Below are 14,964 nucleotides of genomic sequence, written 5' to 3' on the forward strand. Positions count from 1 at the left end.
AATATGGAAACATCGAGAAGAAAATTCCTTCAACAGGCAGCACTTGCCGGAACCGGGCTGGCATTGGCTACGCCGGCAGGGCTATTGGCCGGTGAAAAAGAAACTGAAAATAACACACTAAAAAACATTGATATGAGCAAACCTATAAAAACCAAAGGCTATGCCGGAACCGATGAAAAAGCACCACTGAAAGCATGGGAATTTGAACGCAGGCCTGTGGGCGATTATGATATCCTGATTGACATTAAATATTCGGGTATCTGCCACTCAGACATCCATACCATAAGAGGCCACTGGGGACAACAAAAATACCCGCAGGTACCCGGTCATGAAATTGCTGGTATTGTAGCTGCCGTGGGTAAAAAGGTAACCAAGTTTAAAGTAGGCGACAAAGCCGGTGTGGGGTGTATGGTGGATAGCTGTATGGAATGTACCAGCTGCAAGAACGGCGAGGAGCACCACTGCGAAACTACCGGAATGGTGGGCACTTATGGCGCTCCCGATACTACTTCACCAAGCGGTATAACACAGGGTGGTTATTCAAACAATCTTGTAGTTACCGAACATTTTGCTATTAAAATTCCGCAAAATATAGACCTTCAGTATGCAGCACCACTACTTTGCGCGGGTATTACAACCTATTCGCCCATGATGAAAACGGGTATTAAAAAAGGCGATAAAGTTGGTGTGGTGGGTATCGGCGGACTTGGGCACCTTGCTGTAAAGATTGCCGCTGCTAAAGGCGCCGAGGTGTATGCTTTTACCACATCTGTCGATAAGGTTAACGATAGTAAATCATTTGGGGCTAAGGAGGTAATTGTTGTAGATGAAAACCAGGAATCACTAAAAGCATGGTTTGGCAAGCTTGATTATATGATTTCTACCGTACCGTATGCATACCAAATGTCAAACTACATTTCATGTGTCAAGCCAAACGGGTTCTTTACCCAGGTAGGCCAGCCCGTAAACGGCGAACTGACTATCAATAACTTTAACATGATATTTAATCGTGTCAACTTTAACGGTTCGCTTATTGGCGGTATCCCTGAAACACAGGAGGTAATGGATTACTGCGCACTGAATAAAATTTATCCGCAAATACAAATTATCAAGGCTAACGAAATTAACGATGCATGGGATAAGGTAGTAAGCAAGCAGGCGCGTTACCGCTATGTAATTGACGCTTCAACATTTTAACAATAAATCATGAAAGAAGAATTTAAAGACAAGGTTGCAGTAGTTACTGGGGCCTCTATGGGTATGGGGCTGGCTGCCGCCAAGGCATTTGCCGCTGCCGGGGCAACTGTTGTATTAATAGATATATTGGATGCCACTACACAGGCAGAAGAACTTGTAGCCGCTGGATATAAAGCTGAAGCATTTTTATGCGATGTTGCTGATGAAACACAGGTTAAGGTTACTATTGATAAAATTGTAGCAAAGTATGGCAGGCTTGATTTTGCTTTTAACAATGCCGGTATACAGTCACCAGCACAGGAAGTAGCCGATGTGAGCAACGAAACGTACGAACGTATATTGGATATAAACCTGAAAGGCGTGTGGAACTTTATGAAGTACGAACTGCAACAGATGCGTAAACAAGGAAGCGGAGCTATAGTAAACAATTCGTCTCTGGGAGGCTTAGTAGGTGTACCGGGACGTGCTGCTTACCATGCTTCTAAACACGGTATTTTAGGGTTGACCAAAAGTGCAGCGCTGGAATATGCCCAGCAGGGAATACGGATTAATGCCGTTTGCCCTGGGATTATAGTTACGCCTATGGTAGAAGACATGCTGGCTAATGAAACTGACGCTATGGATATTCTTATGCAGCAGTTACCTATTAAACGCTTGGGCAAGGCCGAAGAAGTTGCTGATGTGGTCCTTTGGCTTTGCAGTAGTGCGTCTACCTATGTTATTGGGCAGGCTATATCGGTCGATGGAGGATATACAGTGCAATAATTTAAAACTACTGAAATGTCTTTAATAGAAAATTTAAACTGGCGTTATGCCACCAAAAAATACAATCCGGACAAGAAAATATCGGATGCTGATATTAAAACAATTGTTGAAGCTGCAAGGCTGGCTCCTTCATCGTATGGTATTCAGCCTTATAAAGTAATTGTTATAGGTAATCAGGAACTGAAAGAGAAAATCTATGGGGTTGCCTGGAATCAGCAAATTGTAAAGGATTGCTCGCACCTGATGGTATTTGCAGCCTGGGATAAATATACTAAAGAAAGGATTGAAGCTATCTTTAATCACACTACTGAGAAGCGTGGTATAGAAAGGGGAACTGCATTTGGTTCTCATACCGCCGTGATTGCAGCTTCGCAATATGAAATGGATGAGGAGGCTGCTTTTATTGATACTGCTAAGCAAGCCTGTATTAGTTTAGGTATGGCAATTGCGCAGGCAGCTGAACTGAAAATAGATAATACGCCTATGGGTGGTTTTGAGAACAAAGGGCTTGATGCAATTCTCGACCTCGAATCAAAAGGTTTTAAAAGTGTTTACCTCTTATCCTTAGGATACCGTGCGGATGAAGGAGACTGGTTACGGGATTTAAAGAAAGTGAGGACACCGATACATGATTTTGTAGATTATCGGCTTTAAATCAACTTTAGTTTATAATTGTCGGCACAGTGCGGCGACAAATCCAATCCGTTGCAAAACAATATTTTATAATTGTGCCATCAGTAATGGCACAATTATAAAATTATGAATTTAATTCAGGATAGACTATTTAATCAACTTCTCAGTTTTATCTAAAAAACCTTCTACTGCCTCTTTAATATCAATGCCTGATCGGTCGGCAAGCACGATTAGCCACCAGATGTTCTCGCCAAGTTTATGCTCCAACTCTTCATTCGAGCCCGATTTAGGCCAGCGTTTTTGCTCAGACATAATATTACGGCCTACTAGACCTGCATCGGTAAGGTAGGCAAGAGCATCTTCTTCAATAGTCCATTCTGAACCGTGGTATTGTACTTCCAGTTCATGGTATTTTTTGCGCAGTGCAAGGGAACGGTTAACAATATCGTCAAAGCTATTTTTACTCATTTCTTATGTTTTAAATTAAGTAGGCTTTTATAAAAGCAATTTTGTCGTTCTCAAAGGTAAAGTCAAACATCCCACCGATAACACCTTCAGGAAAATTACCTGCAAAATAGATTACTATAAAGCAAGCAGAGTATACATTACATAATGCCCAGTCTTGAATTTCCTGTTAAAGTCATATAACTTCCACATACATAATAGTATCTTTACAGAATTCGGGAAAAATTCTGGATATCCAAGCCATGAATTATTTCCTTGTTCTTATCGCATGTATTGGTATATACGCAATTGTTAACTTTATGGTTAACAGACGCCTGCACCTTGCCTATAGAAAATCGCTGGCCTATTCCAAAATTTTAGAAACAATATTATCTAATTATATTGAAAAAGGCTTTCAAACCATACAGATTTTTAAAGGAGTTAGTTTTGAGCTCTATTTGAGTAAAGTAAAATCGGATAGGCAAATACACCTATCCAAAAAAGCTTATGAGAGTTATTTAGAATTTAACCTTCTCAGAAGATTCAAATGTATCCGCTTTATTAATCAATATTCTTCCGAATTAAAAACGGTCATCATTGCTCTCGAAAAAAAATCAAGGCAGGTAACAGGCGACTGACCTGTTGTATATATCTGTAATTTAAAACATAATCCAAATCATGCACCTGTAATGAAATAGTTTTTGAACAATAAGAAGTAAAAAAATACGTTATCTTTGTATACTCCAACAAAGGAACACTTCCGAAAAAATTATTGGAACTCCAATACTATAGAATGCCCTCTCACCGTCCTGTCTCATTGATTGCATAGTGAATTTAAGGTTGTAGCTATGTCGTTATCATGACAAAACGTTTGAAATTCCCTCCTAAATCCGCCTTTTTCACAGCAGTCAGGCAACGGGTAGATGCCCACTTTTCCGAAACAGGAAAGCATAAGCATGCTAACACTGCGATGTGGGTCAAAACCCTCATTTTTCTTGGCGGTTTCTTTGGGTGTTATGCACTGGTGATTTCCGGTGTTCTTCCATCCTTAGCCATGCTTGGCTGTGCCGTGCTTTTAGGAATGTTCAGTGCCTTTGTAGGCTTTAATATCTGCCACGATGCTATCCACGGTTCGTTTTCGGCCAATAAACACGTTAACAAAGCACTTGGCATGGTATTCAACCTTTTGGGTGCCAGCCCTTACATCTGGAATATTTCCCATAATGGCATACACCATACTTTCACCAATATCCCCGGCCATGACGAAGACCTTGTTATTGCCCCGGGGCTGATACGTATTGAAGAAGACGACCCCAAAAGAAAAATACAGCGCTTCCAGCATTGGTACGCATTTCCCCTTTATGGATTAGCCAGCCTGTCGTGGGTTTTTCGTAAGGATTTCATGAAGATATTCCAAAAGAAGATAGGACAGGTTGCCGTAAAGCACCCGGCAAAGGAATACTTTAATTTATTTGCCTCTAAGGGCTTATATTACTTTTTGTTCATAGTACTGCCATTACTTGTCCTGAACATTACCTGGTGGCAGTTTATCATTGGTTTTGTTGCCCTGCACCTGGCACAGGGACTCACCATGGGGCTTGTGTTCCAGCTGGCACATGTGGTAGAAGAAACGGATTTCCCTGATGCCAATACCACGGGTACAATGGAGGAAGCATGGGCAGAACACCAAATGCGCACTACGGCTAACTTTTCCGCTGACTGCCGTATGGCAGCGTTCTTCCTTGGCGGGCTGAACAGGCAGATAGAGCATCATTTGTTCCCAAAAGTTTGCCATATACACTATGGCGAGATTGGTAAGATCGTAAAGCAGACCGCGCAGGAATACGGTTTACCCTATATTGAAAGCCCTACGTTCTTTTCTGCGATGCGCTCGCATTATCGTGTACTGAAAAAATTCGCACGTGAAGCTACCGCTTCAAAAGTTGGTTACAAAGCGGCTTAAACACACCTATGGACCTGTTACAACTGATAACCCTGTTGCTGGTGATAAGCGCCGGTGTTTCCTATCTCAACCAGCGTTTTGTAAAACTGCCCGGCACCATAGGGGTGGTTGCCATATCTGTGGTGGTCTCTATTGTTATTGTAGTAATCGGCAAAACCAATAATGAGCTTTCAGATAAGATTAGGAAAGTCTCAGCGAGTATGGATTTTTCAAGGATATTGCTCGATATCATGCTGGGTTTTTTGCTCTTTGCAAGCGCGCTCCATTTTGATTACCAGAAATTGCGCAAACAGCAGTGGCCTGTTTTTGTGTTGAGCACGTTGGGGGTTTTCATTTCGACGATTATTTTCGGGCTGTTGCTGTATTATCTGTGCAGCCTGTTCGGCATTGCGCTTCCGCTTGTGTACTGCTTTATATTTGGCGCATTGATATCACCGACCGACCCCATAGCGGTAGGGGCAATACTGAAACATTCCAAAATATCCGAAAAGCTTTCAACTGTCATTGCGGGTGAGTCTTTGTTTAACGACGCTGTGGGCTTATTGCTTTTTGTATTGCTGCTGGAATTTGTGCAGCAACCCGAAGCCATGATAAGTATCGGCACAGTTGGCAGCTTATTACTGCATGAAATCCTCGGTGGGATAGCCATAGGGCTTTTAGCCGGATACAGCGGGTACAAACTGATAAAGTCGATAAAGGACTTCCAGACCATTCTGTTGTTATCCGTGGCTTTGGTCTTAGGTATATCGTTCCTTGCCAATTACTTCCATGCCTCCATACCGCTTGCGGCGGTTTCGGCCGGCCTTATCATCGGCAATAACAGCTTCCATACCGATAAAGTATCAGACGATTTCCTGCTAAAGATGTGGAAAATGATCGACGAGGTGCTCAATACCATACTTTTTGTGATGATCGGCCTGCAACTGGTCGCCATGCCATTTTTAGAGGAATACTGGCTGCTTGGCCTTTTTTCCATAATTATTATACTGATCGCACGCACCGTCAGCGTTTCATTGCCTGCACTGTTCCTTTTGGGTAAGCTGAACGTAAACAATGTACTTATACTGGCCTGGGCAGGCCTGCGCGGCGGAATTTCTATTGCCATGGCCTTGTCGCTTCCCGATTCGCAATATAAGGAAGGCATACTTTCAGGATGCTATTTTATTGTGTTGTTTTCTACTATAGGCCAGGGCTTGTCCATCAATACGCTGATTGCCGCCCTTGACCGCAAAGCCCTAAAAAGGCAGGCAAAGCGATCTTAAAAAAAATCTATTTTATTGATTTTCAATTTTTTATTTTGAAAGTTTTCCAGATAAACAGGCGCTGCTAATTATATTTAGCTTACCTTTGACCCATATTGGTTCTCTGCCAATGCTCACGCTGATAAGCAAATTTGTCCATCTTGTAAAATTTGTCCTTTCTTACTCTTCAGTTCAGGCGTTTCAGTTGCCTTATTTAATTTAAACAATTTACATTATGAACATTTATGTAGCAAACCTGGGGTATGGTACCTCAGAAAGTCAGGTGCGCGATGCTTTCGCTGCCTACGGAGAAGTAACTTCCGTAAAATTAATCATTGACCAGGTTAGTGGCCGCGCTAAAGGATTTGGTTTTGTAGAAATGCCAAACACTTCTGAAGCGGAAACAGCGATTGAAGAACTGAACAATTCAAAGCTGGACAGCCAGGTGATTGTGGTGAATGAAGCCCGCCCTAAACCGGCAAATTCAGGTTTTGGTTCTAACCGCGGAGGCGGTGGCTATTCAAGGTCTAACGACAGAAGATACTAAACTCATGTATATAGATAAGAATGGCTTAGGCCATTCTTGTTTTTTTCTGCCTTTTGAATTTTCTATTCCTATAATAGTGACAGTTTTTGTTTATAAAATTCATCTGGTATTGAACGGGCGCTGCCCGGATTTATTCCCCGCATCGTACCATCCCGAGAATTTCAGGCCTTAAATAACCTTTTGGTATTTAGGCTACTACTTTAAACAAAAGCCTTTATGGCACACTTTATCATGACATTTGAAAATTTAAATATTTCAGCTCCCATACTTAAAGCTTTGGGGCAACAAAATTATACAATACCAACTCCCATACAAGGGCAGGCCATACCGGTAATCCTTTCAGGTAAAGACCTGATAGGCTGCGCCCAGACCGGCACGGGTAAAACCGCTGCCTTTGCAATCCCTATTTTACAACAACTGGCAGGCAGGCCGGCAAAAAAGCCAAAAGCCATAAGGTCGCTTATACTTACGCCCACGCGTGAACTGGCAATACAGATAAGCGATAACTTTACCGCTTATGGGCAACATCTTACCTTAAAGCATACAGCCATTTACGGGGGCGTATCGCAATTCCACCAGGTTAAGGCATTGCGTAACGGCATTGATATATTGATCGCCACGCCCGGCAGGTTGCTGGATTTACTACAACAACAATACATAGACCTTTCTAACCTTGAAATATTTGTACTGGACGAGGCAGACAGTATGCTCGACCTGGGCTTTGTACGTGATGTAAAAAAGATCATTACAAAGTTACCAACTAAAAGGCAAACCCTGTTTTTCTCGGCGACTATGCCTAATGCCATACAACAATTGGCTGACAGCCTGCTTAAAAACCCTGAATACGTAAGTGTAGCCCCAGTATCTTCCGCTGCAAAAACCGTAAGCCAGAGCGTTTACTTTGTAGATAAAAGGGATAAAGAAAAATTGCTGACGCATATTCTTAGTGATATAGGAATTTCTCGTTCGCTGGTATTTACGCGCACCAAGCGTGGCGCTGACCAGCTGGTAAAGCTTCTTGTAAAAGAAGGCATATTTGCGGCAGCCATTCACGGTAACAAGTCGCAGAATGCCAGGCAAAAAGCATTGCAGGGTTTTAAGGTAAACCAGCTTCGCGTCCTTGTGGCTACCGACATTGCAGCACGTGGCATTGACATTGACGAACTTCCACACGTGATTAATTTTGACCTGCCCGATGTGCCGGAAACCTATGTACACCGCATTGGCCGTACAGGTCGTGGCGGTAATAGCGGCACGGCGGTATCCTTTTGTGGCACGGAAGAAAAAGCAGACCTGAGAAGCATCGAAAAACTCATTGGCTTTAAGCTGGCGGTTTCCGCTTTGTAACCTCTTCAGCCAATCAAATCAAGGCACCAGGCAATAATACAGTATTTCACTTTTAAAATCATTTATATACGATGGCAGATTCTTTTTTTAAGAAAGAAAACAACAAGAAAAAGACCCTGATAAAAAAACAGAAGGCGCAAAAGCGACAGGACAGGAAAACGAGCAATAATAAAGGCAAAGGCTTTGAAAGCATGATTGTTTATGTAGATGCAAACGGGCATTTTACAAATACACCGCCGGAAAAGCAACTCGCGGAGGATGCCGATAAAAAGAGCATGCCCGGGCAACGCATACAACGTTTCAAACAAAACGAGCGAAACGCCAAATAATAAACTCCGTTTACGCCAGCTCATTCATTTTCTGATTGCGCCGTTTACATTAAAAACGATTAACAATGGCAGATCTAAAGACTAAAATAACGTTTGTAAATGGTGAAACACTTTTTACAACACATCAGGTTTACAACCTGGTGGGCAACAGGGAAGACAGTACCATAACTTTTAAAAGGAATAAAACCCTTTGGCTTGAAGGGACTGAATACAAAGTACTACATGTTGAATTTGTAGTTTTTGAGCGTGAAGAAAATGGCGTTACCTGTGAAGCACTGATACATATTCTCCCTATTAATAATCAATAAATAATGATAGGGCAGTATTAAGATTATGGGATACATGATTAAGATTGAAGTGCTCTTCAATAAAAAAAACTCGCGCCACCGGTGCGGGTTTTTCATTTAAGGACAGATTCTTATTTACACTATCTGTTTCAAACCAATAAATTTAACCCTCATTAAAACCGTAAAAAGAATACAACAACAGAGGATTTGTATTAACACCCACGCTTCAAATTGGGAGAACTTTGCACCGTAAACATAAAACATCAGAAAATGAAAAAAGTGATTTTGATTACAGGTGCCAGTTCCGGTATGGGAAAAGAAACGGCCATACACCTTATACAACAAGGGCACATTGTGTATGCGGTAGCCCGACGTATCGAACAAATGCAGGATTTAGAGCGTTTGGGAGGCCATCCCCTAAAAATGGATGTTACCTCAGAAACTGACATAGAGCGTGTTGTTGATACCATTATAAAGGAGCAGGGACGCATTGACGTACTTTGGAACAATGCAGGTTACGGACTTTACGGCGCTGTTGAAGATGTATCCCTTGAGGAAGCCCGTAAACAAATGGAGGTAAACGTATTTGGTATTGCTGCCATGGTTCAAAAAGTAGTACCGTATATGAGGGCTGCAAAGTCAGGCACTGTAATCAATACCTCTTCAATGGGCGGTAAAATGTATTTTCCTATGGGCGCTTGGTACCATGCGAGCAAGCATGCCGTAGAAGGGCTGAGTGACTGCCTCAGGTTGGAACTGAAACCGTTTAACATTAATGTCGTGGTACTGGAGCCCGGTTTCATCGCCACAGAATTTGGTTCTGTATTGCTGGAAGGCTTTTCAAGAATTTCGAAAAACAGCGCTTACCGCAATATGATGGATAAAATTATTGAGGGAACTAAAAAAGCCGCCGAGGGTAACGGTTCGTCTAAGCCGGAAGTAATATCTAAGACCATATCTGCGATCGTAAACAGCCGCAAACCCAAAACCCGTTACCGCGTTGGAAAATTTGCCAAGCCTATGGTATGGATGCGTGTGTACCTTGGAGATGCACTTTTCGACAAGATTGTAATGAGCCAGATGTAATTAATAGTTAACTTTAAATTTCAATATAATGAAAAAGCTAAGCTTGTATTTGTTGCTCCTATTGTTTACAGTGGGTAAGACTTTTGCCCAAACGGGAGAAAATGCTATTATTGGCATATGGGAATCCGATAAAAAGGATGTCCGTATGGAGATTTACAAAGAGAATGGGAAATACTACGGGAAGTATCTTTGGGGTGCTCAGATTGTGGAAAAAGATGGGGTTACCTCAAAAAAAGATAGCAAAAACCCCGAACCGAAATTGCGGACAAGGAATCTTATAGGCATTGTTAGCCTTACCGGGTTAACATGGGACGATGGGGAGTATGTAGACGGAAAAATTTATAATGCACCCAGTGGCGAATATTATAAATGTAAGGCATGGATGAAAGACGGTAAAATGAATTTACGCGGTTATATGGGCATTTCGTTGCTGGGGCAGACCGCTACGTTTCATCGCTACAAACCTTAAAGAATCAGCATAATCTCATACCAAATACTATGGACTTCTTTCAAAATACCATGAACTGGATAAAGGGCGAACTACTGGAAGCCGGGCTGATCCTTACCTTTGGGATAGTAACTGTTATAGCAGGCATTTTGTTTTTCAGGCTTGGGGCAACCCCGGCGGCTAAGGCATTGTTGTGGCCGCTAATTGTAACGGGTATTATTTATGCGGCAATTGGCAGCGGCATGCTGTACTCCAACAAAAAGAGGATGGCAGAATTCCCTGAACACTATAAAACCAACCGAAAGGAGTTTATTGTATCAGAGAAAAAACGTGTGGAAGATTTTCAATACGGCTATACCGTTTCTAAAGTTGTTGCTACGCTATTTTTTGTGACAACCCTGCTACTTTTTTGGTTTTCTAAAAACCCATTTTGGCAGGGTATTGGGATAGGCCTGGCGTATTTTGGTTTAGCGGGGCTGGTGGTCGATTATTTTTCACAGGAGCGTGCAAATGCCTATTATGCCGAAATTGTAAAGGCTGCTGATTTAAAGGCGCTCTATATTAAACGATAAACAGATGAAACCTATAATACACCTTCACAGCATATCCGACATTAATAAATTTGTAAAGGGTGTAACCCGTCATCCTTTGGTTGCCGTTATTGATTTCAGTAAGATAGACGAGTATTTTCAGGAAGAAATACGGGTAAGCTGTGATTTTTACTCCATAATGTTTAAAAATTACTGCGCTAACAAGATGCGTTACGGCAGGCAGGAATATGATTTCCAGGAAGGCAGCCTGGTGTGCATTGCACCGAAACAGGTGATGACCATGGATAGCGAAATTGAGAAACGTGATGATATGATGGGGTGGGGACTCTTCTTCCATCCCGATTTGGTTCACGGTACTTCCCTGGGGGCTAAAATGAAAGACTACACCTTTTTCTCTTATGAGACTACTGAAGCACTACACCTTTCCGATAAAGAAAAACAGGTTTTGTATGATTGTGTATTGAAAATCCAGAATGAACTTGAGGAAAATATTGATTTACACAGCCAAAACCTAATAGTATCGAATATTGAGGTGCTATTGAATTATTGTTTGCGGTATTATGGAAGGCAGTTTATTACAAGGCGCAACCCAAACAAAGATGTGGTAGCCCGTGTGCAAAAAGTAATCCGGGATTATTTTCAATCGGAAACGCTTGCCAAGAAAGGTATCCCAACAGTTACTTATCTCGCGGATAAAGTAAACTTGTCAGCCAACTATTTGAGTGATTTGCTTAAAAAAGAGACTGGCATGAATGCCCAGGATCATATACACTACCACTTAATTGAAGAAGCAAAAGTTGTTTTACTGAATTCTAATAAAAGTATTGGTGAAATTGCACATCAGCTGGGGTTTGAATATCCCCAGTATTTCAGTAAACTTTTTAAGCAGAAAACCGGGAATACGCCTCATGAGTTTCGTTCTCTGAATTAATAAAGTTGTATCAATATATCCGCGGATATGTTAAGCCGTTCCTTCAACGCACGTATCATTGATAGGCTAAGCTTTCTTTTACCGGACAGAATTTCAGATTTGCGTGAACGTGCGCCCAATATTTCAGAAAGTTCAGCATCCGAAATATTCAGTTGCTCCATCCTGTGTTTTATCGCTTCTATAGGTGAAGGCTCAGGAACAGGATAGTGTTCATCCTCATATTTTTTAACCAGCATGGAAAGAATTTCCAATTCGTCCGATTCTTCGCTATCCGGTTGCAAATCGATTTGCATCAGTTCGTATATACGTGCAAGAGTATTTTCATACTGTTGTTCGGTTCTGATTAATCGTAACATCTCTATGATTTAAAAAACAAATATAAAAAAACGTTACCGTATTGGTAACGTTTTTAGTTTTAATCTTGATTACTGTTTAGTTCTTCTTCATCTTCAAAAATATCGCTGAACTTTCGTTGCAACAGTTCCTTGTCAGGAAGTTGCGTGCGATATTCGGCAACCATTGTAGGTGAAAGGCTCCTGCTTAAGGCGTATTCTACTACCTGATTATCCTTATCTTTACAAAGCAAGATACCAATGCTCGGGTTTTCATGTTCTTTCTTTACGTCCCTGTCCAATGCTTCGAGATAGAAATTAAGTTGCCCGATATGCTCCGGTTTGAATTTACCAGCTTTCAACTCAAAGGCAACCAAGCATTGTAAACCCCGATGATAAAACAATAAGTCAATGTGAAAATCACTGTTCCCGACCATTAGTTTATATTCTTCGCCGATAAAAATAAAATCTCTGCCTAATTCCAGGATGAAATCCTTCATGCGGTTGAGCAATCCTTTTTGCAGTTCGCTTTCACTGTGTGAGTCTGGCAAATTTAGAAAGTCAAAAACATAGCTGTCCTTAAACACATCTTGGATATCTGTTTTAGAATTTTTCGGTATAACGGATTTAGGATTTTCGCTTGTCATCGCCCGTTCAAACAAGCTTGCTGATATCTGCCGTTCAAGTTCTCGAAAGCTGTAGTTTTCCTGAATGCAAAGTGTTATGTAATATTTACGTTCTTCCATTACTTTACATCGGGAGAATATCGCCATGTGGTGTGACCAACTGATTTTTGAGAGCATACTATCTTTAATATCTGCTGGTTTAAATTGTGTCAACACTGTTGGCACAATTACAGATGGTTGATTGTCAATATTTAATGATTTTTCAGACACAAAGAGACGGTAGTCTTTTGAATACGTTTCATAAAATTGAATCATCCTGTACAAGCCCCTTCGGCTGAAGCCTTTAATTTCCGGATTATTACGTTGGATATACTCTGATAAGTCAGCAACAGTTTTATCTCCCCAATCAGAAAGTTTTAATTTATTACTGATATACATACCCACATTCCAGTACAAGTTTATTAATTCAGCATTAACGACTTTAATTGCATTCGTGCGTGATTGTTTTATTATTTGAACGATTTCTAAAAAATTACTTTCCATGATTTAGACTTTTTTAAGATGAGTAGTTCCGTGAGACAGTGCAAGCAGTTCTTTCAGTTCCTGTATTTCCTGTTGCATTTTGGATATGATATCCGGTGACGGTGGCTCAGGTGTGGTTTCCTTACTGCTTAGCCGCAGTTGTAACTGTTTCATTTCCCTTCCAACCGATTGTTGTTCGGTAATGGCATACTCTTCAGTTTGCTTCACAGATTGGTGTCCCAGCAGTTCTTTTACCACATGGATAGGCACGTCATTATTCAGTGTTACGGTACTTCCGAAGGTGCGCCTGGCCTTGTGGGTGTTTAATGTGCTTTCGATGCCGCACAGGTCAGCTATTTCTTTCAGATAGGCATTCATCTTCTGGTTGGAGGTTACCGGCAGCACAGAATTACGCTCCAGGCAAAGCTTATGGTCTTTGTAGCGTTCCATAATCGCTTTGGCTTTTGGAAGTAGTGGGATATTGATATTACTGCCTGTTTTCTGCCGTTCAGTGATGATCCACATTTCACCGTCAATTCCAAACTTAATATCGGACTTCTTCAGGTTGAAAGCATCAATGTAAGCCAGCCCGGTATAGCACTGGAATACGAAGATATCCCGCACGGTAGACAGGCGCGGGGTGGAAAAGGTGTGGTTCTCAAGCTGGGCGAGTTCATAACTACTCAGCGGCTTTTTAGGAACCTTGATTTTCTTTGCCTTAAAACGCTTAAACGGGTCTGCGGTTATGATTTCTTTGTCAATGGCAAGTAATACAATCTTCTTGAAGTTCGTAATGTATTTTACCGCCGTGTTGTGGCTGATATTCTTCACCGTCTTCAGGTAAAACTCATAATCCTTTACAAACTCAAAGTTAAGTTCGCGGAAATCCATATCCTCTACACTGTACTTAAAGCATAGGTATTCCTTAAGGTGCTTCTTGGCTACCTCAAAGCGTACATGGGTGCCAATGGCATATTCGCCTCGTTCAACCAAGGCCAATAATTCGTCATTGTGCTTTTGAAATTCCTGGACGATTTTACTTTGCGATGCCGCTTTGCCCATCACATAGTCCATCAGTTTCTCACTGGTCACAGGCTTACCGGCATACATTAAATCTGTACGGTACTGCTGGATTTTCATTTCTAGTGTTTCCAGAAAGAAATTCACCGTTCGTGCATCCTCTTTATTTCCGGTCGCGCGCTCTTTGGACTGATCCCATCGGGTGGCATCCCAACGGCGGCGAGTAGAGGTTTCTTTTGGTACTCCGTCAACAGTAATCCTTAAGTAGATTAACCTGTCATTTGTCTCTTTTCGCGGGGTCTTCAGAAAGAAGGTTAACCCAAAACTTGTTGCTAACATAATTCAACATTTTAAAAATTAATAAAATTAGAATTATAGCGTCTGTAAATCAAGTCGTTAAGCAGGTTTACCTGTTGATAATCAAAACGTTACATTGGATTTTGTGGCACATTTTTAAAAATTTCTTTGGTGCCACAAAAAGTGCCACAAATTATGGGCATTTTTGTAAATTTTGATAGTGCAGGAGGGTAAAATAAAAAAACCTGCAACTTCGTAAAGTGCAGGTTTTCTGTGATTTAACTAACTTTATCCGAAAATAAAGCCTTGTAGTGGTGGGCGATGAGGGGTTCGAACCCCCGACCCCCTCGGTGTAAACGAGGTGCTCTGAACCAGCTGAGCTAATCGCCCCAATCTTG

Annotated in this window: 17 protein-coding genes and 1 tRNA gene; 13 read left to right on the forward strand and 5 right to left on the reverse strand. The window is 41.5% G+C overall.

Features of this window, described 5'->3' with window-relative positions:
- Positions 1-3: 3 nt before the first annotated feature.
- From GR160_RS06905 to GR160_RS06915, 3 genes are read left to right on the forward strand one after another with little or no spacing between them, the layout of a single operon-like run.
- Positions 4-1,197, forward strand: a complete 1,194-nt coding sequence (locus GR160_RS06905) for an NAD(P)-dependent alcohol dehydrogenase (protein WP_160749136.1) — start codon at positions 4-6, stop codon at positions 1,195-1,197.
- Positions 1,198-1,206: 9 nt separating this feature from the next.
- On the forward strand, positions 1,207-1,962 hold the full coding sequence (locus GR160_RS06910; RefSeq protein WP_160749137.1) for an SDR family oxidoreductase: 756 nt from the start codon (positions 1,207-1,209) through the stop codon (positions 1,960-1,962).
- A 15-nt stretch (positions 1,963-1,977) separates the two neighbouring features.
- Positions 1,978-2,616: an NAD(P)H-dependent oxidoreductase gene (locus GR160_RS06915; RefSeq protein ID WP_160749138.1), complete on the forward strand. Its 639-nt coding sequence runs from the start codon at positions 1,978-1,980 to the stop codon at positions 2,614-2,616.
- Between the two features lie 126 nt (positions 2,617-2,742).
- Here the strand turns inward: GR160_RS06915 and GR160_RS06920 are convergent, their stop codons facing one another.
- The gene (locus GR160_RS06920) at positions 2,743-3,063 is read right to left on the reverse strand and encodes a MazG-like protein (protein ID WP_160749139.1); all 321 of its coding nucleotides are present in this window, start codon (positions 3,061-3,063) and stop codon (positions 2,743-2,745) included.
- Positions 3,064-3,898: 835 nt separating this feature from the next.
- On the opposite strand from GR160_RS06920, the gene GR160_RS06925 reads away from it, so the two are divergent.
- From GR160_RS06925 to GR160_RS06970, 10 genes are all read left to right on the forward strand, one after another.
- A complete protein-coding gene (locus GR160_RS06925; RefSeq protein ID WP_160749140.1) occupies positions 3,899-5,002 on the forward strand; it encodes an acyl-CoA desaturase in 1,104 nt (367 codons plus the stop codon).
- Positions 5,003-5,010: 8 nt separating this feature from the next.
- Complete coding sequence (locus GR160_RS06930; RefSeq protein WP_160749141.1) at positions 5,011-6,264, forward strand: sodium:proton antiporter; 1,254 nt, start codon at positions 5,011-5,013, stop codon at positions 6,262-6,264.
- 214 nt (positions 6,265-6,478) lie between these two features.
- On the forward strand, positions 6,479-6,790 hold the full coding sequence (locus GR160_RS06935) for an RNA-binding protein (RefSeq protein ID WP_160749142.1): 312 nt from the start codon (positions 6,479-6,481) through the stop codon (positions 6,788-6,790).
- Positions 6,791-7,021: 231 nt separating this feature from the next.
- The gene (locus tag GR160_RS06940) at positions 7,022-8,137 is read left to right on the forward strand and encodes a DEAD/DEAH box helicase (RefSeq protein ID WP_160749594.1); all 1,116 of its coding nucleotides are present in this window, start codon (positions 7,022-7,024) and stop codon (positions 8,135-8,137) included.
- A gap of 71 nt (positions 8,138-8,208) precedes the next feature.
- Positions 8,209-8,466 carry a hypothetical protein gene (locus GR160_RS06945; RefSeq protein ID WP_160749143.1) on the forward strand — a complete coding sequence of 86 codons (258 nt, stop codon included), beginning with the start codon at positions 8,209-8,211 and terminating at the stop codon, positions 8,464-8,466.
- A gap of 65 nt (positions 8,467-8,531) precedes the next feature.
- Complete coding sequence (locus GR160_RS06950; protein WP_160749144.1) at positions 8,532-8,774, forward strand: hypothetical protein; 243 nt, start codon at positions 8,532-8,534, stop codon at positions 8,772-8,774.
- A gap of 249 nt (positions 8,775-9,023) precedes the next feature.
- A complete protein-coding gene (locus GR160_RS06955; protein ID WP_160749145.1) occupies positions 9,024-9,839 on the forward strand; it encodes an oxidoreductase in 816 nt (271 codons plus the stop codon).
- 28 nt (positions 9,840-9,867) lie between these two features.
- On the forward strand, positions 9,868-10,308 hold the full coding sequence (locus tag GR160_RS06960) for a DUF2147 domain-containing protein (protein WP_160749146.1): 441 nt from the start codon (positions 9,868-9,870) through the stop codon (positions 10,306-10,308).
- Between the two features lie 29 nt (positions 10,309-10,337).
- Complete coding sequence (locus GR160_RS06965; RefSeq protein WP_160749147.1) at positions 10,338-10,859, forward strand: hypothetical protein; 522 nt, start codon at positions 10,338-10,340, stop codon at positions 10,857-10,859.
- Between the two features lie 4 nt (positions 10,860-10,863).
- The gene (locus GR160_RS06970) at positions 10,864-11,769 is read left to right on the forward strand and encodes an AraC family transcriptional regulator (protein WP_160749148.1); all 906 of its coding nucleotides are present in this window, start codon (positions 10,864-10,866) and stop codon (positions 11,767-11,769) included.
- Here the strand turns inward: GR160_RS06970 and GR160_RS06975 are convergent.
- The 4 genes from GR160_RS06975 to GR160_RS06990 all read right to left on the reverse strand — a co-directional run bounded on the left by GR160_RS06975 (position 11,766) and on the right by GR160_RS06990 (position 14,956).
- On the reverse strand, positions 11,766-12,125 hold the full coding sequence (locus GR160_RS06975; RefSeq protein ID WP_160749149.1) for a type II toxin-antitoxin system HigA family antitoxin: 360 nt from the start codon (positions 12,123-12,125) through the stop codon (positions 11,766-11,768). The two genes, GR160_RS06970 and GR160_RS06975, sit on opposite strands and share 4 nt — an antisense overlap.
- A 59-nt stretch (positions 12,126-12,184) precedes the next feature.
- Positions 12,185-13,270 carry a YhcG family protein gene (locus GR160_RS06980; protein WP_160749150.1) on the reverse strand — a complete coding sequence of 362 codons (1,086 nt, stop codon included), beginning with the start codon at positions 13,268-13,270 and terminating at the stop codon, positions 12,185-12,187.
- 3 nt (positions 13,271-13,273) lie between these two features.
- Positions 13,274-14,608 carry a site-specific integrase gene (locus GR160_RS06985; protein ID WP_160749151.1) on the reverse strand — a complete coding sequence of 445 codons (1,335 nt, stop codon included), beginning with the start codon at positions 14,606-14,608 and terminating at the stop codon, positions 13,274-13,276.
- 270 nt (positions 14,609-14,878) lie between these two features.
- Positions 14,879-14,956: transfer RNA gene (locus tag GR160_RS06990), tRNA-Val, on the reverse strand.
- Between the last annotated feature and the right edge of the window lie 8 nt (positions 14,957-14,964).

It is taken from the genome of Flavobacterium sp. Sd200, from assembly GCF_009826935.1.
In the GTDB taxonomy this organism is placed as follows: domain Bacteria; phylum Bacteroidota; class Bacteroidia; order Flavobacteriales; family Flavobacteriaceae; genus Flavobacterium.